Here is a 17,525-nt window from a genome sequence, read left to right as displayed (position 1 = left end):
GCAGCCGATTACACTTCCATTTGTTGCACTTTGTACTTGAATCCGCCGGAGAAAATGGGCGCTTTCCCCTGATGGACGTGCGCCAGCAGCTATATTTTTGATAGCTGTTGCCGCGTCTGAGCGGGCCAGGGGTTAAGCCAGCTTTTTCTTCAGCAATTCATTGACCTGGGCCGGGTTCGCCTTGCCTTTGGTGGCTTTCATGGCCTGGCCGACCAGCGCATTCATGGCCTTGGCATTGCCGGCTTTCACTTCCCCGACATTTTTGGCATTGGCGGCCAGCACGTCATCGATGATTTTTTCCAGCTCACCAGTGTCGCTCATTTGTGTGAGACCCTTGGCATCGATGATGGCGTCAATGTCTTGTTCTTCTCCTGTCCACAAGGCTTCGAACACCTGTTTGGCTGCATTGTTCGAAATAACGCCATCTGCAATCCGGCGAATCAGGCTTGCGAGTTGAGATGCACTAACTGGAGCATCTTCAATGGAAATTTCATCGCCTTTTAAGCGCCGAGTAATTTCTCCCATTAGCCAATTGCTAGCCAGCTTTGGATTTTTGCAAGCATCAGCGGCGGATTCAAAATAGGCCGCCATCGCCTTGCTTTGCGTCAGCATCGACGCGTCATACTCGGGAATCCCCCATGCCGCCACGAGACGCGTCGCCATGACGCGCGGCAGCTCCGTCATCGCAGAGCTCGTCTTCTCCACCCACTCGCGCGAAATCACCAGCGGCGGCAAATCGGGATCGGGAAAATAGCGGTAGTCCGCCGCGTCTTCCTTGGTGCGCATCGAACGGGTCTCGCCCGTGTCGGGATCAAACAGCACGGTGGCCTGCTGGATGGCGTGGCCGTCTTCGATCTGTTCAATTTGCCAGCGCACTTCGTAGTCGATGGCCTGCTGCATGAACTTGAAGCTGTTCAGGTTCTTGATCTCGCGGCGCGTGCCCAGGTCGGCGCCGGGCTTGCGCACCGAGACGTTGGCGTCGCAGCGGAAGCTGCCTTCCTGCATGTTGCCGTCGCAAATGCCTATCCAAGTCACGATCTTGTGTAGTTCTTTCGCATAAGCCACGGCTTCTGCAGAGGAGCGCATGTCAGGCTCGGTCACGATTTCAAGCAGCGGCGTGCCAGCGCGGTTCAGGTCAATCCCGCTTTGACCAATGAAGTCTTCGTGCAGGGACTTGCCGGCATCTTCCTCCAGATGGGCGCGTACCAGGCGCACCGATTTTTTCTCGCCATCGAGAAAAAACTCCACAGCGCCGCCTTGCACGACCGGAATCTCGAACTGGCTGATCTGGTAACCCTTGGGGAGATCGGGGTAGAAATAATTCTTACGCGCAAACACACTGCTTTCTGCAATGTGCGCGTTGACGGCCAGACCGAATTCAATGGCGCGTTGCACCGCGCCCTTGTTCATGACCGGCAAGGCGCCCGGCAGGGCAAAGTCAACCGCCGAGGCCTGCGTGTTTGGTTCAGCACCAAACGCAGTCGAAGCGCGGCTGAAAATTTTCGATTGCGTGGTCAGCTGTGTGTGGGTCTCGAAGCCGATGATGACTTCATAACCCTGCACCAGTGGTCCGGTGGGCCGGCCGGCCTGCATCTGGGCGAAGGAGTTCACGGGGGGTGGGGTCTGGCTCATTTTCAGAATCACTCAGATGCCTGTGGGCTGGCGCAGGTGCCAGTCGGTCGCCAGCTGAAACTGGTGCGCCGCGCCCAGCAACTGCGCCTCTTTGAAGTAGTTGCCGATCAGCTGCAGGCCAACGGGCATGTGGTGCTCGCCAAAACCGGCCGGCACGCTCATGCCGGGCAGGCCGGCCAGGCTGGACGACAGGGTGTAGATGTCGGCCAGATAGCTGGCCACCGGGTCATCCGACTTTTCGCCGATTTTCCAGGCCACCGTGGGCGACACCGGGCCGGCGATGATGTCGCATTGTGCAAAGGCAGTCTGGAAATCCTGCGCAATCAGCCGGCGGATTTTCTGCGCCTTCAGGTAATACGCGTCGTAATAGCCATGCGACAGCACGTAGGTGCCGATCATGATGCGGCGCGTGACTTCGTCCCCAAAACCTTCGCTGCGCGACTTCCTGTACATGTCGTTGAGGTCTGTGTACTTCGCTGCGCGGTGGCCATAGCGCACACCGTCAAAGCGGCTCAGGTTGCTGCTGGCCTCGGCCGGCGCAATCACGTAGTAGACCGGAATCGACAACTCGGTCAGCGGCAGGCTGACATCCACCAGCGTGGCGCCAAGTTTTTCGAACTCGGCCAGTGCGGCGCGCACGGCCTGGAGCACGTCGGCCGAGCAGCCGGCGCCGAAAAACTGGGTCGGAAGCCCGATTTTCAAGCCTTTTAGCGGTGCAGCCCCCGCCCCTTGTGCGCTGGAAGCTATCAAATCAGTAGCGTAGTCAAGCGCCGGGAGGTCCAGCGAGGTCGAGTCGCGGTCCGGGTCCGGCCCGGCCATGGCCGAGAGCAGCAGTGCGCAGTCCAGCGCAGAACGCGCCATCGGGCCGGCCTGGTCCAGGCTGGAGGCAAAGGCCACCATGCCGTAACGCGAGCAGCGGCCGTAGGTCGGCTTGATGCCGGTGATGCCGGTCAGGGCAGCCGGCTGGCGAATCGAGCCGCCGGTGTCGGTACCGGTCGCCGCAGGTACCAGTCGCGCCGCCACCGCCGCCGCCGAGCCGCCCGACGAGCCGCCGGGAATGCGGCTGGTGTCCCAGGGGTTCTGCACTGGCTTGTAGGCGCTGTTGTCATTGCCCGAACCCATGGCGAACTCGTCGCAATTGAGCTTGCCCAGGGTCACCATGCCGGCACCACCGACCGCCACGCCGAGCTGGCGGACCACGGTCGCATCAAACGGGCTGCGGTAGTTGTCCAGCATCTTCGAGCCGGCCGTGGTCGGGAAATCGCGCGTGACAAAAATGTCTTTGTGCGCCAGCGGCACGCCGAGCAGCGGGCTGCGTTCGCCAGCGGCCAGCCGCGCATCGGCGGCGCGCGCCTGCGCGAGTGAAACTTCTGCATCGGTCGCCAGGAAAGCGCCCAGGCTGGCGTGCTGTTCAATGCGGCTCAGGAAGTGTTGCGTCACTTCGACGCTGGAGACTTCCCGGGCGGCGAGTTGGGTCGCGAGCTCGGCGACCGTGAGATCGTGCAAGGCGGTACTCATTCGATCACTTTCGGCACCAGAAACAGGCCATGCTCGACGGCCGGCGCGCTTTGCTGGCTGGCTTCGCGCTGGTTGGGTTCGCTCACGATGTCCTCGCGCAGGCGCAGGGCAATCTGGCCCAACACGGCGGCCGGATGGGCCAGCGGCTCGACGCCTTCAGTGTTGACCGCATCCATCTGCTCCACGAGGGCAAAAAAGCCGTTGAGCTGCCGGAGCGTGTGCTCGGTTTCGTCGGGGCGCAGTTCCAGCCTTGCCAGGTTGGCAACGCGGGCGATGTCTTGGGATGTCAGTGCCATGAATAAAAGAGGGCTGAAACCGGGTGTAAAGATGAAATAATGGGCAGGATGCCGCCCGGTGATTTGCGGGGGATGCGTTATTATCCCGCCTTTGAAGCGAACTCAGGGCTGGATGCACGCTTTAGGCGCGGGAATCAGGGTGTTACCCACTTCCCCGCCATCGGCGCTCTTTGATTAATCATAAAAGGTGGTAGAGCAGCGAAGTTTGCTCAGTGCCAAAAAACCGGACTCCCTCACCATGTTTGAAACATTTCGTCGGTATTTTTCCACCGACCTGGCGATCGACCTCGGTACCGCCAACACCCTGATTTTTGTACGCGACCGCGGCATTGTGCTGGATGAACCTTCCGTCGTTGCCATTCGCCACGAAGGCGGTCCCCAAGGCAAAAAAACCATCCAGGCCGTCGGCCACGAAGCCAAGGCCATGCTCGGCAAGGTTCCCGGCAACATTGAGGCCATCCGCCCGATGAAAGACGGCGTGATCGCCGACTTCACCGTGACCGAGCAGATGCTCAAGCAGTTCATCAAGATGGTACATCCGCGCAGCTTCTTCAAGCCGAGCCCGCGCATCATCATCTGCGTGCCCTGCGGCTCCACCCAGGTCGAGCGCCGCGCCATCCGTGAAAGCGCCCTGGGCGCCGGCGCCAGTGATGTTTACCTGATTGAAGAGCCCATGGCCGCCGCCATTGGCGCCGGTCTGCCGGTCTCCGAAGCCAGCGGCTCCATGGTGGTCGACATTGGCGGCGGCACCACCGAAGTCGGCGTCATCTCACTGGGCGGCATGGTCTACAAGGGCAGCGTGCGTGTCGGCGGCGACCGTTTCGACGAAGCCATCATCAGCTACATCCGCCGCAACTACGGCATGCTGATCGGCGAGCCGACGGCCGAAGCCATCAAGAAAAACATCGGTTCGGCTTTTCCCGGCTCCGAAGTCAAGGAGATGGAAGTCAAGGGCCGCAACCTGTCCGAAGGCGTGCCGCGCAGCTTCACGATTTCTTCCAACGAAATTCTGGAAGCGCTGACCGATCCGCTGAACAACATCGTCAGCGCTGTGAAAACCGCACTGGAGCACACGCCGCCCGAGCTGGGCGCCGACATCGCCGACCGCGGCATGATGCTGACCGGTGGCGGCGCGTTGCTGCGCGATCTGGACCGCCTGCTGGCCGAAGAAACCGGCTTGCCGGTACTGGTGGCCGAAGACCCGCTGACCTGTGTCGTGCGCGGCTGCGGCATCGCGCTGGAGCGTATGGACCGTCTGGGTTCCATCTTTACGTCCGAATAAGCGAGGAAGCATCTCCCCGATGCTGCCGAGAAGGCGCATGATGGACCGCAGACCATGCCCTTAGGAACCCTGGACAGAACGCCGCCCCCTTTCTTCAGGCAAGGGCCGTCGGCGCTGTCCAAGCTGATGTTTTTCAGCGCGCTGGCCCTGTTCTTGATGGTGGCAGACCTGCGTTTCAAGGTGACCCAGCCCATCCGGGCGGCGTTCGCCACGGCGCTGCACCCGGTGCAGTGGCTGGCCCTGCAGCCGGTCCGGGCTGTGCAGCATGGCAGCGGTTACTTCACGGCGCTCAGCCAGGCGCGCGCCAGTGAAGAACTCGCCCGTCAGAAACTGGCCACCCAGTCGCTGCGTGCCAGCCAGGTCGAGCAACTCGCCCAGGAAAATTCGCGCCTGCGAAAGCTGCTGGGGCTGCGGGAGCAGCCGGCCATCACGGGTGTGGCGGCGCAGGTTCTGTACGACGCGCCCGATCCCTACACGCGCAAGGTCATCCTCGATAAGGGTCTGGTCCAGGGTATTGAGCTGGGGTCGCCGGTCCTGGACGAATCCGGGGTGCTGGGCCAGGTTACCCGCGTCCACCCGCTGGTCAGCGAAGTGACGCTGGTGATTGATCGCGAGCTGGCTATCCCTGTGCTCAATATCCGCAGCGGCGAGCGAAGTGTGGCTTTCGGCGAGCCCTCGGCCTATGGCGGTGGGCTGGAGCTGCGCTTCATGGGCAGCAATTCCGATGTACAGCAGGGCGACCTGCTGACGACCAGCGGTGTGGACGGCGTTTACCCGCCAGGCCTGCCGGTCGCCAGAATCGACAGGATAGAGCGCCGCGCCGAGTCGGCGTTCGCGCGGATTTATTGCACGCCGCAGGCCCAGGTCAACGCAGCTTTTCATGTCATGGTGGTCAAGCCGGTGTCCGACCCTGCGTTGCAGGTGCCACCTGCAGCACCTGCCACCGCACCCACCAGCAAAGGAGGCCGAAAATGATCATGCCCTCGGGCCAGCAGTTGCTGCTGCCGGCCAACCCGTTTTTTATCTGGACGACTCTGATCGCGGCCTTGCTGCTGGACATGTTGCCATTGGGCCGCGTGCCCTGGATGCCGGACTTCCTGGCGCTGGTGCTGGTGTTCTGGAATGTGCACCAGCCGCAGCGTGTTGGCATCGGCCTGGCCTTCATGTTCGGCCTGGCCATGGACGTGCACCAGGCGGCCCTGCTCGGCCAGCATGCGCTGTCCTACACCGCCCTGAGCTTTTTTGCGACCATGATCCATCGCCGCCTGCTGTGGTTTACCGTGCCCTCGCAGGCGCTGCAGATCCTGCCGCTGTTTGCCGTGGCACACGGCGTGGAAATCATCATCCGCATGATCAGCGGTGGCGTTTTCCCGGGCTGGATGTTGTTGCTGGCACCGCTCGGGGAGTCCCTGTTGTGGCCGGTGGTCAGCGTGATGCTGCTGGCGCCGCAGCGCCGGGCGCCCAATCCGGATGAGAATCGGCCATTATGAAGCCCCCACGGTTGCTCACTGCGTGTAGCGCCCTGCCCCCCGAGGGGGCCGCTGCACCTGCGGGCCGGCGAAGCCGGACCCGCGGCCCCTGCTTGATTGAAGAGCCCCCACGCTCGCTTCGCATCGCCTCACCTTTCGGGAAGACTGTGGTGTTGCGGGCAATTTGCTCCGGTTGTAGAGTTACTCGGCCATGACTGAACTGCGTAACGTCGAAGCTGATCTTTACCGCTTTCGTGCGCGGGTGCTGGTGGCTGGCTTGATCATTCTGCTGGCTTTCTCGCTGGTGGCCGCACGGCTGGTGTATCTGCAGGTGGTGCGGCATGACGACCTCAATGCCCAGGCCGAGAGCAATCGCACCGCAGTGGTTCCCATCGTGCCCAACCGCGGGCTGATCCTGGACCGCAACGGTATCGTGCTGGCGACCAACTACTCGGCCTACACGCTGGAGATCACGCCGTCCAGGGTAAGCGATCTCGAGGCGACCATTGAGGCGCTGGGGCGTCTGGTGGAGATTCATCCGCGCGACAAACGCCGCTTCAAAAAATTGCGCGAAGAGTCGAGAACTTTCGAATCGCTGCCCATCCGCACGCGGCTGACGGACGAAGAGGTCGCGCGTTTTGCGGCCCAACGGTTCCGCTTTCCCGGTGTGGATATCAAGGCGCGGCTGTTCCGCAGCTACCCGAATGGCGAGCTGGCCAGTCATGTGGTGGGTTATATCGGGCGCATCAACAGGAGTGAAAAGGAAAAGATCGAGGAAACCGACGAGGACGGCAATTACCGCGGCACCGACTACATCGGCAAGCTGGGCGTGGAGCAGAGTTTTGAAACGCAGCTGCACGGCAACACGGGTGTTGAGCAGGTAGAAACCTCCGCAGGCGGCCGGGCCGTCCGCAAGCTCGCCAGCAGCCCGGCCACCCCCGGCGACACCGTCATGCTGTCGATCGACATCAAGCTGCAAAAACTGGTGGAAGACATGTTTGGGGAGCGGCGCGGTGCGCTGGTGGCGCTCGACCCCAAAACCGGCGAAGTGCTGGCCTTTGTCAGCAAGCCAACCTTCGACCCCAACCTGTTCGTCGACGGCATCGACAGCGAAAGCTGGCAGGCGCTCAACGAGTCGATTGACAAGCCGCTGCTGAACCGGGCCTTGCGCGGTACCTACCCGCCGGGCTCCACCTACAAGCCCTTCATGGCGCTGGCTGCGCTGGAGTCCGGCAAGCGGCAGCCCGGCAGCATCACCAACGACACCGGCTCCTGGATGTTTGGCGGCCACCAGTTCCGCAGCCACGGAGCCGGGCTCGGGCCGGTGGACATGTACCAGAGCATTGTCAAGTCGAGCAATGTCTACTACTACTCGCTGGCCAATGACCTCGGTGTGGACGCCATGCACGACTTCATGAAGCCGCTAGGCTTCGGGCAGATCACCGGCATCGACATCAACGGCGAAGTGCGCGGTGTGCTGCCCAGTCAGGAGTGGAAGCGCAAGGCCTACAAGCGGACCGACCAGCAGAAATGGTATCCCGGCGAAACCATTTCGCTGGGCATCGGCCAGGGCTATAACGCATTCACCATGCTGCAGCTCGCGCAGGCCACGGCCACGTTGGCGAACAATGGCATCCAGCACAAACCGCGGCTGGTGATTGCCACGCAAAACCCCATGACGCGGGCCGTCGAGCCCATCACCCCCGAGCCGGCGCAGAACCTGGGCTACAAGCCGGAGAATGTGGCGGTGATCCGCAAGGCGTTAGTTGGTGTGACGCAGGAAGGCACCTCGGCCCGTGTGTTCGCCGGGGCGGCTTACCTCAGCGGCGGCAAGACAGGCACCGCGCAGGCTGTGGGTGTGGGTCAGAAAGACAAATACGACGCCCGCAAGCTCGAAGAACACCAGCGCGATCATGCGCTGTACATGGCTTTTGCGCCTGCCGAGAACCCCAAAATTGCATTGGCGATAGTGGTAGAGAACGCGGGTTTTGGCGCTGCCCATGCGGCACCGATTGCCCGACGCGTGTTTGACTACATGCTGCTCGGCCAGTACCCCAATGAGGTGGACATGGCGGCGGTGCAAAAGGGATTGGCCGGTCCGCCGATTGGCAAGCCGCGTCAGGTGGCCGACATGACGGAATTGTTGGCGGGCGTGAACGGAGCGACGTCGCGGACGGGGGTTTCCGCGGCCGCCAGGGCGGCGGCGATTGCCGAGGCCCTGAGCAAGCTCACGCCGGCTACGCCACCTCTTGACGTTTATCCGGATTGAATAGCCCCGAGGGGGCCGCTGCGCCTGCGGCCGGCATAGCCGGACCCGCGGTCCCTGCTTGGGTTAAGAGTCCCACCCTGTCCGTTTTCCTGAGTCTGTCGAAGGATGCTCCATCCGGCCGTTGCACACGCTATTTCAGAAAAGCGTCGAAACCGGTTTTCAGGATCAGCGCGCTGACCACGACGATAAACACCACACGCACAAAACCCGCACCATGCCTGAGCGCCAAACGTGTGCCCACCAAGCTGCCCACAACATTGGCCAGCGCCATGGTCAGCGCGAAGTGCCACCAGACGTGGCCCTTGTAGGCGAAAAGTAGCAATGCGGCCAGATTGGTGGCTGTGTTGAGCAGCTTGGCTGAGGCCGAAGCTGTCAAGAAGTCGTACCCCAGCCAGCGCACGAACAGGAAGACAAAAAAACTGCCTGTGCCCGGGCCAAAAAAACCGTCGTAAAAGCCCAGCAGCACACCGATGGTGCAAGCCGCCCAGGTTTCGGCTCGGCCTGAAAACCTGGGGGCATGGGTGCGGCCCAATTCCTTGCGGGCCAGTGTGTAAAACAGCACTGCCAGCAGCACGAAGGGCAGGACTTTGCGCAGAAAATCCGGGGAAATCACGGTGACCAGCCAGGCACCCGCGAATGATCCAGCGAAACCTGCCAGCGCGGCGGGCAGCAGTGCCGCCCAGCGCATGTCGACGCGCCTGGCATATTGCACCGTAGCCACTGCCGTGCCCCAGACAGAGGCACCCTTGTTCACGCCGAAGAGGGTGGCCGGATGTGTTGTCGGAAAGACGGCAAACAGGGCCGGCACCAGAATCAGGCCGCCGCCGCCCACAATTGAATCCACAAAACCCGCCAGCAGGGAGGCGAACGACACAATCAGCAATTCCATCGGCAGATTGTCTCATTGCAGTTGCCGACGGCCGCGCCACGCACCACACGGAGGCGGGGGAAGGACAAAGCGGGCAAAAAAAAAGCACCAGGGTTGCCGGTGCTTTGTAAAAAACATCTCTCTGGATGCCAATTCTCTTGTCTTGTGCTTGTCGTGTTTGTCTCCTCGGCCCTCTGCGAGCAGCTTGGCTCGTGTGCAGGTCGTTCACTGTAGTGGCGCGCACCCACGCAGGGCATCGGGATTTTCCCTTGCCTTGATCCATTCCTTTCCGGTGGTCGGGCCCCTGCCTGGCACGACTTATGCCTGTTACGAGTTGTTCGGCCGATGGGGTCAGCAACAACAGGGATCACCATGCATCACAAGCAGTTCATCACTTTGGGTTGGGGACTTTGCATTCTGTTGGCTGCCACCTTGGCGGGTGCGCAAGCTCCCGCACCTGCTGATCCAGTATCGTCGGCGCCGGCTGCCGGTGCGCCTGCTCCAGCGCCGACAGCGCCGACGCTTGCCGCACCGCCTGCGGCAGTGCCTGCACCCGCCGTCGCCCCGGCACTGCTGACCCGACCCGGCCTCGTGGCCGCCGACACCCTCAATGGCGCGGACACGGCCTGGATGATGACCTCGACAGCACTGGTTCTGCTGATGACCCTGCCGGGCATTGCTTTGTTCTACGGAGGCATGGTGCGCAAGAAGAACGTGCTCAACACCATGGCCTGTGTGGTGCTGATCTGCGCCACTGTCAGCTTGCTGTGGTTTGCGGTGGGCTACTCGCTGGCCTTCACGCCGGGCAACGGCGCACTGGGCCGCTACATCGGCGGCGGCGAACGCCTCTGGTTTGCCGGGCTGGATTACGTCAAGGATACGCAGCAGGTCGCCGTCAGCCACATTGCCCCGAACATTCCGGAGTCGGTGTATGCCATGTTCCAGCTGACTTTTGCCATCATCACGGCTGCGCTGGTGGTGGGCGCCTTTGTGGAACGCATGCGGTTTTCCGCCATGCTGTGCTTTATCAGCCTGTGGAGCGTGATGGTGTATGCGCCGATTGCGCATTGGGTCTGGGAACCCGGTGGCTGGCTGGCCCAATTGGGGGCGCTTGATTTTGCGGGTGGTTCGGTCGTCCATATCAATGCCGGCATGGCCGGGCTGGTATGCGCCTATGTGCTCGGCCCCCGCCGGGGTTACGGCCGTGAGGCCTTCACGCCCTTCAATCTCGGACTGACCATGGCCGGTGCCGGCATGCTCTGGGTCGGTTGGTTCGGCTTCAATGCGGGCTCGGCCGTTGCTTCTGACGGGCGAGCAGGCCTGGCGATGGCGGTAACACACATTGCCGCGGCGACCGGTGCCCTGTCGTGGATGGCCGCCGAGTGGATGGTTCGCGGGCGTCCCACCTTGCTGGGGCTGTGCTCAGGGCTGGTGGCCGGCCTGGTAGCCATCACCCCCGCCGCCGGTTTTGTCTCGCCCCGAGCAGCACTGGCTATCGGACTGATCGCCGGCGTGGCCTGTTACTGGGGGGCGACCGGGCTCAAACGCCTGCTCAATGCCGACGACTCCCTCGATGTGTTCGGCGTGCATGGCGTGGGCGGTATTGTCGGTTCGTTGCTGACCGGGCTGTTTGCCAGCAAAACCATCTCCGGCGTGGAGGGCAGCGTGCTGACCCAGGCTATCGGCGTGGGCGCCGTGCTGTGCTACAGCCTGGTCATGACGGCCATTGCACTGTGGATCACTTCCCTGTTTGTCAGCCTGCGAGTCAGCGACAGCGCCGAATCCGACGGCCTGGACATTGCCCAGCATGCCGAGCGCGTCGGTACCTGATGGAGGGCCCGGTCATGCCTAGCAGCGAAAAAATCGCCATCGCCGCCCACCTGCATGTGTTGCTACGGAGAAAGACCGGGCGCGTGACGGACACCGAGTGGATGGCGACCAATGCGGAGTATGCCGCCGAAGTTGTCCGCTTCTCGCGCGAGAAGGCAGCAGAAGACGGCCACATCGACCTTGGTGTCTGGGCGGACCGGTTGGAAGAAATCATGGCGGCGCCTGATGCCAAACAGCGGGTGCCGCTGGTCAAAATGATGGCCGATGCCGTCAAGGATCTCAGCGCGGCACCGCCGGCTCCTGCGCCCGTGCCCGACCGGCACAGCAGTGCCCGTTCGGTCGATACCGAGGAGGAGGTCTACCCGGAATCGGGGTTTATCGAATCAACGTTTGGCAACCTGTTCGGCGACAGCGAAAAACACCGCGAGCGCAAACCCCGGGACCCGGATGCGCCGCGTTACGTGAAGGGGTTGCGTTAGTGCAGTGTTGCACGCTATCTGGAACATAAAAGTGCGTCTTTTGCGCCATGGCTGCGTTGCAAATCCGCGCGATACCTTGGGTATCGCTGTGGTTTACGCCTTGCCCTGACCCAAAATCCATCGCTTTTATTTGTTCCATCAAGCATGCAACACTGCACTAGCTGGCGCCGTCCGCCAGCGTGAAATAAAAACTCGCACCTTCGCCGGGCGCAGACATCGCCCAGATACGCCCACCATGGCGCATGACAATCCTGCGCGCCGTGGCCAGGCCGATGCCGGCGCCGGCAAATTCGCCGGGGGCATGCAGGCGCTGGAAAGCGGTGAACAGCTTGTCGACATAGCTCATGTCGAAGCCATCGCCGTTATCCTTGACGAAAAAAACCATCTCACCGTTCGGGTCCGGCTCGGCACCCACCGTGATCTCGGCGCGCGCCTGCCAGGACGTGAATTTCCACGCATTGCCCAGCAGGATGTTCAGCAGATGCAGGAGCAGCCCGGCATCGGCCTGCACGGCGGGCACCGCCTGGACGCGGGTGGTGACGCTGCGCGCGGGGTCTTGCTGCTGCAGTGTTTCCAGCACCATGCCGGCCATGGCTCCCAGGTCCACCTGTTCGCGGTAAAGCTGCATGCGCGACAGCTGCGCCAGGGCCAGCAGGCTGTCGGTCCGCTCGTTCATCTGATTGACGCCGGCGCGGATGCGTTGAAGGTAGTGTTTACCGCGCTCGTTGACCGCCGCGGCAATTTCCCTTTCGAGCAGGCGCGTCATGCCGTTGATGGCGATATAGGGTTGCCGCAGGTCATGGGCCAGCGCGTGGGAAAAAGCCTGCAGCTCCTGGTTGGCCGCGGTGAGTTCGGCGGTGCGCTTTTCCACGCGGGATTCCAGTTCGGCATTGAGCTGCATGATTTGCCGCTCGGCGAGCTTTCGCTCGGTGATGTCGCGCAGGACCACGCTGACCTGCACGGCGCCGTTGCTGCTGACGTGCCGCGATGAAGACACCTCCACGGGAAAACGTGTGCCGTCGCCGCGCACGCAGCTGAGTTCACCGCGGCCGCCGGTCTGCGTGAGCATGGCCGCCACGCGCGAATCGGCGGTGTCCACCAGGCCGGCGATGCCGGCCGCGCGGATTTGCTGCTCGCTCATCCGGAGCATGGCGCAAGCGGCGGGGTTGGCCGAGACCACCGTGCCGTCGGCCAGGCCCTGGAGGAAGCCGTCCAGGCTGCTTTCGAAGACCAGGCGGAACCGCTCTTCGCTGATGCGCAGGGTGTCTTCGGCGGCCAGCAGCTTGCGGTAACGGCGCGCCCGGCTTTGCGCCGCAGAGACCAGCGCGGCCGGCGTCACCGGTTTGATGATGAAGTCGTCACCGCCCTGGCCAAGCGCCTGGGCCTGCTTGTCCAGGCTGGTTTCGGCCGAAAGGAAAACAATCGGGATCCGGAGGAATTCAGGTTGTTGGCGTATCAGGGTCGCCAGTTCGATACCGTTGCATTGCGGCATGTGGAGGTCGCAGGTGATCAGGTCGGGCTGAAATTCAAGCAGCGCTGCCATCACGCGGTGGGGTTCGGTGACGATGCGTGTTTCCATACCCGCCGACTGCAGCACGTTGGCATAAAAAGTGGCCAGTCCTTCGTCATCTTCCACCAGCAGCACCCGGTAGGGACGCGTTGGCTCCGCGGAAGTGAGCTGGTCCAGCAGGCTGGCCATGGCGCTCACATCCAGCGGCTGCGGAAAATAACCTGCAGCCCCGGCACGCACGGCCTGAAGCCGGGTCTGGAAGTCCGTTCCCCCGCCCATGAAAATCAGCTGGTTCCTTGCGCCCCCATCCGGGGTGGATGCGCTTGCGGTGTGGAGCGCCAGCAGGGGGTCTGCCGAAAATCCGATATTGGCAAGAATCGCCGCTGGCGCGACCTGTGCTGCCGCAAGGTGCGCCGCTGAAGAGTGCGCAAAAATGCGGCTCTGGTAGCCGGAGTGACTCAGTTGCTCGGCCAGCTGGAAGGCCGCCGGTTGATTAGCCTCGATGATATGGAGCAGCCGCGTCGCCCGGGCCGACCGGCTCGCTGTGCCACCGTTGGCATTGGCGTCGGGGAGGACCGCCTCAGCTTCGGTAGCGGGTTGCCCGGCAGCCAGTGCGGCTTTCATTTGCTGCAGCCCGGCGCCTATGGCCGCGCGGGCCGCTTCGTCAGGAAAACCCGGTGCGCCGGCGCGCAGGGAGAGCACTTTTTCAATATCCGCGGCCGCCTGGCTGACGAGGGGAAAACCGAAGGTACCGCCTGAGCCTGTCAACTGGTGGGCCTGCGCCAGGGCTGAAAGTGCGGCCTCTTCCCCGCTGGGTCCACCCGCGCCACCGAGTTGCCGCAGCGCTGATTCCAGCGCGGCTATCTTTTTCGGCAGCTCCGCCGCGTACTGCGCGCGCTGGGTCTGCAGATAAAGGGCTAGGGTGGTGGACGGCATCACGGCAGATGGGGTTTTGGCTGGCCCATTATCAGCCTGCTGCCGTTTGCGCAACGTATCATGACTCCAGCCGCACCATCCCGTGCCGGCGCTCATCACAGAGACAGAGCTGAAACCATCCATGGCACTTCCGGGCAATACTGGCGCGAAACAGGCGGGCGAAACCGGGGCTGGCCTGAAGTGGGGCCCGCTGGCCATTCTGCTTTTCTGGCTGGTGGTCATGGGTGTGCTCTACGCCGTGATGAGCCAGGTGCTGAAGCCTCCTGCCCTGACCGTGGCGACCACCGGCGAATTGGTGATTCCGCGTGCCCGGGATGGCCACTTTTATGCCCGGGGAGCGATCCAGGGCCAGCCCGTGACATTCCTTGTGGACACGGGCGCATCGCTGGTGGTGGTCAGCCAGGCGTTTGCGCGTGCCGCCGGTTTGGCGCAGGGCGAGCCGACCACCTTCAGAACCGCCAGCGGTGAATTGCAGGGCCGCATTGTTCCTGGCGTGACGGTGTCCGTTGGCCCGGCCAGCGTTTCGGGTACCCGGGTGGGCGTGGGACTGATGGGGCCAGACCCGGACGTGGCCTTGCTGGGTCAGAGCTTTTTGTCGAAATTTGAAATCGTGCTGTCGGGAGACAACATGATCCTGCGCAGCAAATAGTTTTCGTTGGGAGATCGTACCGTAAGACGCAGGCATCCCATCGGGGAATAGGGTGAAAACCAGGCGGTAATAAGTTACCGGCGCTCTGGTAATTGATGACTGACGCGCCAGAGGGCGCCGCCTACGATGACTTCCTGCCCAGCTTTTTCAGGCTGGCGGCAGGAGAACATCATGTTGCGAGTCTTCGCCACCTTTTTCGTCAGTGTTTTTTTTGGCATCTGCATGCCGGCAGAAGCTGCCGACATTTCCGCCTACCAGCGCGGTGTGCTGATCCAGGGTACCCTCCAAAAAGGTGATTACGCCCGGCTCATCCAGTTTATCCGGCATCCCGACAACTACGGGCGTTTTGCCCGCACGGTATACCTTGATTCGACGGGCGGCGATGTGGCAGAGGCCATCAAGATCGCCAATCTGCTGGACAAGAGTTATGCGGCCACCCATGTCGCCAGCGGCGCACGCTGCTACAGCGCCTGCTTTATTTTGTGGATGAGCGGCGTGGCGCGCCACGTCTCGAGCGGCGCGACCCTGGGGGTGCACCGGATCCTTGTGAAGCATGGCGAAGAGAGCGTTGACCCGCAATCCGCGTATTTCACCCGGATCGCGCGCGGCGTTGAAAACTACATGGCGGGGCTGGGCACGCCGCGGGCCATCCTGGACAAGATGAACGCCACGGCACCGGCCGACCTGTTTGTCATCAGCCCGCGCTGGCTGGCCGAGCAGCAGTTGCTGGCGGTCATGTCCTACCGCCTGGGCTTCATTGATGCGGCGCAAGCACGGTGTGGGCCCGAGCCGGTCGCGGCCGGTATGAAAGCCGGAGCAACGTCGGGCGAGGACGAGTTCGACCGCTGGGTTCAGCAGATCAGAAGCTGGACGACTTGCGCCGACGAGCTGCGCGCCAGCAGCCAGAAAGGTGATGGCATGACCATTGCCGCGCTGATTGCGGAATGAATCAAGCCCCCACGGTCGCTCGCTTCGCGTAACTCCCTGCCCCCGAGGGGGCCGCTGCGCCTGCGGCCCGGCGAAGCCGGTTCCGCGGCCCCTGCTTGTTTTGAAATCCAGGCGAGCGGTCATTGCCAGCTCAAAGCGAGCGACCGTGGCGGCCTAACTTCGGGCTTTAAATCCCTGCCTGGATCCACCGCGCGGCTTTTTCCGCAATCATGAGTGTGGGTGAGTTGGTGTTCCCGCTGGTGATCAGTGGCATCACGCCGGCATCCACCACGCGCAGGCCCTTGACGCCGCGCACGCGCAGGTGCGAGTCCACCACCGCCATGGCATCGTCGTCGCGTCCCATTTTGGTGGTGCCCACCGGATGGAAGATGGTGGTGGCGATGTCGCCGGCCAGGCGCGCCAGGTCTTCATCACTTTGAAACTGCACGCCGGGCCGGAACTCTTCGGGCTGGTAGCCGGCCAGTGCGCTCTGGCTCACGATGCGGCGCGTGACGCGCAGCGAGTCGGCCGCCACTTGCCGGTCTTCAGCGGTGCTGAGGTAGTTGGGCGCGATGGCCGGCGCATCTTCGAAACGCGCGCTTTTGATCTGCACCGTACCCCGGCTGGTTGGGTTCAGGTTGCAGACGCTGGCCGTGAAGGCGTTGAAGCTGTGCAGGGGTTCGCCAAATGCGTCGAGCGACAGCGGTTGCACGTGGTATTCAATGTTGGGCCAGGATTGGTCCGGTGAGCTGCGCGTGAAGGCACCAAGCTGCGACGGCGCCATGCTCATCGGCCCGGTTTGCCTGAGCGCATATTCAAGCCCGATCATGGCCTTGCCCCAGACCGAGCCGGCCAGCGTGTTGAGCGTGAAGTCTTTCGCCTTGCCTCCCGCAGGATGGTTGACCTTGTAGACCGAGCGGATCTGCAGGTGGTCCTGCAGGTTGGCGCCCACGCCGGGCAGGTCTGCCACGACCGGGATGCCGTGCTGTTGCAGCACCCCCGCCGGGCCTATGCCCGAGAGCTGCAGGATGTGCGGCGAACCTATGCTGCCTGCGCTCAAGATGACTTCGCCCGGCCTTCCTTCTGCCCTGCCGGAGTCGCGGGTGACAAAGGCCTGGACGCGTTCGTGGCCAGTCCACACTTCGACGCCCGTGCAGCGCTGGCTGCCGTCGTCCTGGCGCTCGATAAGGAGCTTGCAGACTTGCGTGCCGGTCCACATCTTGAAGTTGGGGCGTGCAGAACAGGCCGGACGCAAAAACGCCTTGGCCGTGTTCCAGCGCCAGCCGTTTTTCTGGTTCACCTCGAAATAGCCCACGCCTTCGTTGTTGCCGGTGTTGAAGTCGTCGGTGGCCGGAATGCCGGCCTGCTGCGCGGCCGCGGCGAAGGCGTCGAGGATGTCCCAGCGCAGGCGCTGCTTTTCTACGCGCCACTCGCCGCCCATCCTGCATGCCTGGTCGTCACTGGCCACGTGCTGGCTTTTGTGGCCGTGCAGGCGTCGGAAGTTCTCATTGACCACCGCCTGCGCCTTGCCTTTGGGCACATCGAGTTTGTAGTGGTCCTCGTGCTGGCGAAAGCCCGGCAGCACGTTGTCCCAGCGCCAGGTGTCGTCGCCGGTGAGCTCGGCCCAGCGGTCGTAGTCGCGCGCTTGGCCGCGCATGTAAATCATGCCGTTGATGCTGGAGCAGCCGCCCAGCGTCTTGCCGCGCGGGTAACGCAGGGTACGGCCGTTCAGGCCCGCATCGGGCTCGGTGTTGTAGAGCCAGTCGGTACGCGGGTTGCCTATGCAATACAGGTAGCCGACCGGGATGTGGATCCAGTGGTAGTCGTCCTTGCGGCCGGCCTCGATCAGCAGCACGCGTT

Annotated in this window: 14 protein-coding genes; 8 read left to right on the top strand and 6 right to left on the bottom strand. The window is 62.9% G+C overall.

The window, feature by feature from the left end; genetic code table 11:
* Positions 1-132 precede the first annotated feature (132 nt).
* The 3 genes from gatB to gatC are packed head-to-tail and all read right to left on the bottom strand — an operon-like array spanning position 133 to position 3,446.
* On the bottom strand, positions 133-1,593 hold the full coding sequence (gene gatB, locus ABI660_RS19580) for an Asp-tRNA(Asn)/Glu-tRNA(Gln) amidotransferase subunit GatB (protein WP_348071241.1): 1,461 nt from the start codon (positions 1,591-1,593) through the stop codon (positions 133-135).
* 51 nt (positions 1,594-1,644) lie between these two features.
* The gene (gene gatA / locus ABI660_RS19575; RefSeq protein WP_348071239.1) at positions 1,645-3,150 is read right to left on the bottom strand and encodes an Asp-tRNA(Asn)/Glu-tRNA(Gln) amidotransferase subunit GatA; all 1,506 of its coding nucleotides are present in this window, start codon (positions 3,148-3,150) and stop codon (positions 1,645-1,647) included.
* A complete protein-coding gene (gene gatC, locus ABI660_RS19570; RefSeq protein ID WP_348071237.1) occupies positions 3,147-3,446 on the bottom strand; it encodes an Asp-tRNA(Asn)/Glu-tRNA(Gln) amidotransferase subunit GatC in 300 nt (99 codons plus the stop codon). The genes gatA and gatC overlap by 4 nt, the downstream gene beginning before the upstream one ends.
* A gap of 238 nt (positions 3,447-3,684) precedes the next feature.
* On the opposite strand from gatC, the gene ABI660_RS19565 reads away from it, so the two are divergent.
* From ABI660_RS19565 to mrdA, 4 genes are all read left to right on the top strand, one after another.
* Positions 3,685-4,728 carry a rod shape-determining protein gene (locus ABI660_RS19565; protein WP_077592290.1) on the top strand — a complete coding sequence of 348 codons (1,044 nt, stop codon included), beginning with the start codon at positions 3,685-3,687 and terminating at the stop codon, positions 4,726-4,728.
* Positions 4,729-4,782: 54 nt separating this feature from the next.
* The gene (gene mreC, locus ABI660_RS19560; protein ID WP_348071234.1) at positions 4,783-5,703 is read left to right on the top strand and encodes a rod shape-determining protein MreC; all 921 of its coding nucleotides are present in this window, start codon (positions 4,783-4,785) and stop codon (positions 5,701-5,703) included.
* Positions 5,700-6,218: a rod shape-determining protein MreD gene (gene mreD, locus ABI660_RS19555; RefSeq protein ID WP_348071232.1), complete on the top strand. Its 519-nt coding sequence runs from the start codon at positions 5,700-5,702 to the stop codon at positions 6,216-6,218. Before mreC ends, mreD begins: the two co-directional genes overlap by 4 nt.
* A gap of 190 nt (positions 6,219-6,408) precedes the next feature.
* Positions 6,409-8,466 carry a penicillin-binding protein 2 gene (mrdA, locus tag ABI660_RS19550; protein ID WP_348071230.1) on the top strand — a complete coding sequence of 686 codons (2,058 nt, stop codon included), beginning with the start codon at positions 6,409-6,411 and terminating at the stop codon, positions 8,464-8,466.
* 130 nt (positions 8,467-8,596) lie between these two features.
* Here the strand turns inward: mrdA and ABI660_RS19545 are convergent, their stop codons facing one another.
* Positions 8,597-9,355 carry a TSUP family transporter gene (locus tag ABI660_RS19545; RefSeq protein WP_348071228.1) on the bottom strand — a complete coding sequence of 253 codons (759 nt, stop codon included), beginning with the start codon at positions 9,353-9,355 and terminating at the stop codon, positions 8,597-8,599.
* Positions 9,356-9,706: 351 nt separating this feature from the next.
* Here ABI660_RS19545 and ABI660_RS19540 point away from each other — a divergent pair, with 351 nt between their 5' ends.
* The gene (locus ABI660_RS19540; RefSeq protein WP_348071226.1) at positions 9,707-11,164 is read left to right on the top strand and encodes an ammonium transporter; all 1,458 of its coding nucleotides are present in this window, start codon (positions 9,707-9,709) and stop codon (positions 11,162-11,164) included.
* Between the two features lie 14 nt (positions 11,165-11,178).
* Positions 11,179-11,643, top strand: coding sequence for a hypothetical protein (locus tag ABI660_RS19535; protein ID WP_348071243.1), 465 nt, complete (start codon positions 11,179-11,181; stop codon positions 11,641-11,643).
* Positions 11,644-11,800: 157 nt separating this feature from the next.
* Here the strand turns inward: ABI660_RS19535 and ABI660_RS19530 are convergent, their stop codons facing one another.
* A complete protein-coding gene (locus tag ABI660_RS19530; RefSeq protein WP_348071224.1) occupies positions 11,801-14,089 on the bottom strand; it encodes a response regulator in 2,289 nt (762 codons plus the stop codon).
* A 121-nt stretch (positions 14,090-14,210) separates the two neighbouring features.
* Between ABI660_RS19530 and ABI660_RS19525 the strand changes: the two genes are divergently transcribed.
* The gene (locus ABI660_RS19525) at positions 14,211-14,738 is read left to right on the top strand and encodes a TIGR02281 family clan AA aspartic protease (RefSeq protein WP_348071222.1); all 528 of its coding nucleotides are present in this window, start codon (positions 14,211-14,213) and stop codon (positions 14,736-14,738) included.
* A 171-nt stretch (positions 14,739-14,909) separates the two neighbouring features.
* Positions 14,910-15,686: a hypothetical protein gene (locus ABI660_RS19520; protein ID WP_348071220.1), complete on the top strand. Its 777-nt coding sequence runs from the start codon at positions 14,910-14,912 to the stop codon at positions 15,684-15,686.
* A gap of 166 nt (positions 15,687-15,852) precedes the next feature.
* Here the strand turns inward: ABI660_RS19520 and ABI660_RS19515 are convergent.
* Positions 15,853-17,525: GMC family oxidoreductase (locus tag ABI660_RS19515; RefSeq protein ID WP_348071218.1), on the bottom strand; the 1,673-nt coding region annotated here is incomplete at its 5' end.

The organism is Polaromonas sp. (genome assembly GCF_039930745.1).
Lineage (GTDB): Bacteria > Pseudomonadota > Gammaproteobacteria > Burkholderiales > Burkholderiaceae_C > Polaromonas.
This window is presented reverse-complemented; position numbering and strand designations above follow the sequence as displayed.

What these genes read in the sequence shown, in the direction of transcription:
- gatB (WP_348071241.1), bottom strand. Translation starts at nt 1,593, where the DNA reads ATGCAGGCCGGCCGGCCCACCGGACCACTGGTGCAGGGTTATGAAGTC.
- gatA (WP_348071239.1), bottom strand. Translation starts at nt 3,150, where the DNA reads ATGAGTACCGCCTTGCACGATCTCACGGTCGCCGAGCTCGCGACCCAA.
- gatC (WP_348071237.1), bottom strand. Translation starts at nt 3,446, where the DNA reads ATGGCACTGACATCCCAAGACATCGCCCGCGTTGCCAACCTGGCAAGG.
- ABI660_RS19565 (WP_077592290.1), top strand. Translation starts at nt 3,685, where the DNA reads ATGTTTGAAACATTTCGTCGGTATTTTTCCACCGACCTGGCGATCGAC.
- mreC (WP_348071234.1), top strand. Translation starts at nt 4,783, where the DNA reads ATGCCCTTAGGAACCCTGGACAGAACGCCGCCCCCTTTCTTCAGGCAA.
- mreD (WP_348071232.1), top strand. Translation starts at nt 5,700, where the DNA reads ATGATCATGCCCTCGGGCCAGCAGTTGCTGCTGCCGGCCAACCCGTTT.
- mrdA (WP_348071230.1), top strand. Translation starts at nt 6,409, where the DNA reads ATGACTGAACTGCGTAACGTCGAAGCTGATCTTTACCGCTTTCGTGCG.
- ABI660_RS19545 (WP_348071228.1), bottom strand. Translation starts at nt 9,355, where the DNA reads ATGGAATTGCTGATTGTGTCGTTCGCCTCCCTGCTGGCGGGTTTTGTG.
- ABI660_RS19540 (WP_348071226.1), top strand. Translation starts at nt 9,707, where the DNA reads ATGCATCACAAGCAGTTCATCACTTTGGGTTGGGGACTTTGCATTCTG.
- ABI660_RS19535 (WP_348071243.1), top strand. Translation starts at nt 11,179, where the DNA reads ATGCCTAGCAGCGAAAAAATCGCCATCGCCGCCCACCTGCATGTGTTG.
- ABI660_RS19530 (WP_348071224.1), bottom strand. Translation starts at nt 14,089, where the DNA reads ATGCCGTCCACCACCCTAGCCCTTTATCTGCAGACCCAGCGCGCGCAG.
- ABI660_RS19525 (WP_348071222.1), top strand. Translation starts at nt 14,211, where the DNA reads ATGGCACTTCCGGGCAATACTGGCGCGAAACAGGCGGGCGAAACCGGG.
- ABI660_RS19520 (WP_348071220.1), top strand. Translation starts at nt 14,910, where the DNA reads ATGTTGCGAGTCTTCGCCACCTTTTTCGTCAGTGTTTTTTTTGGCATC.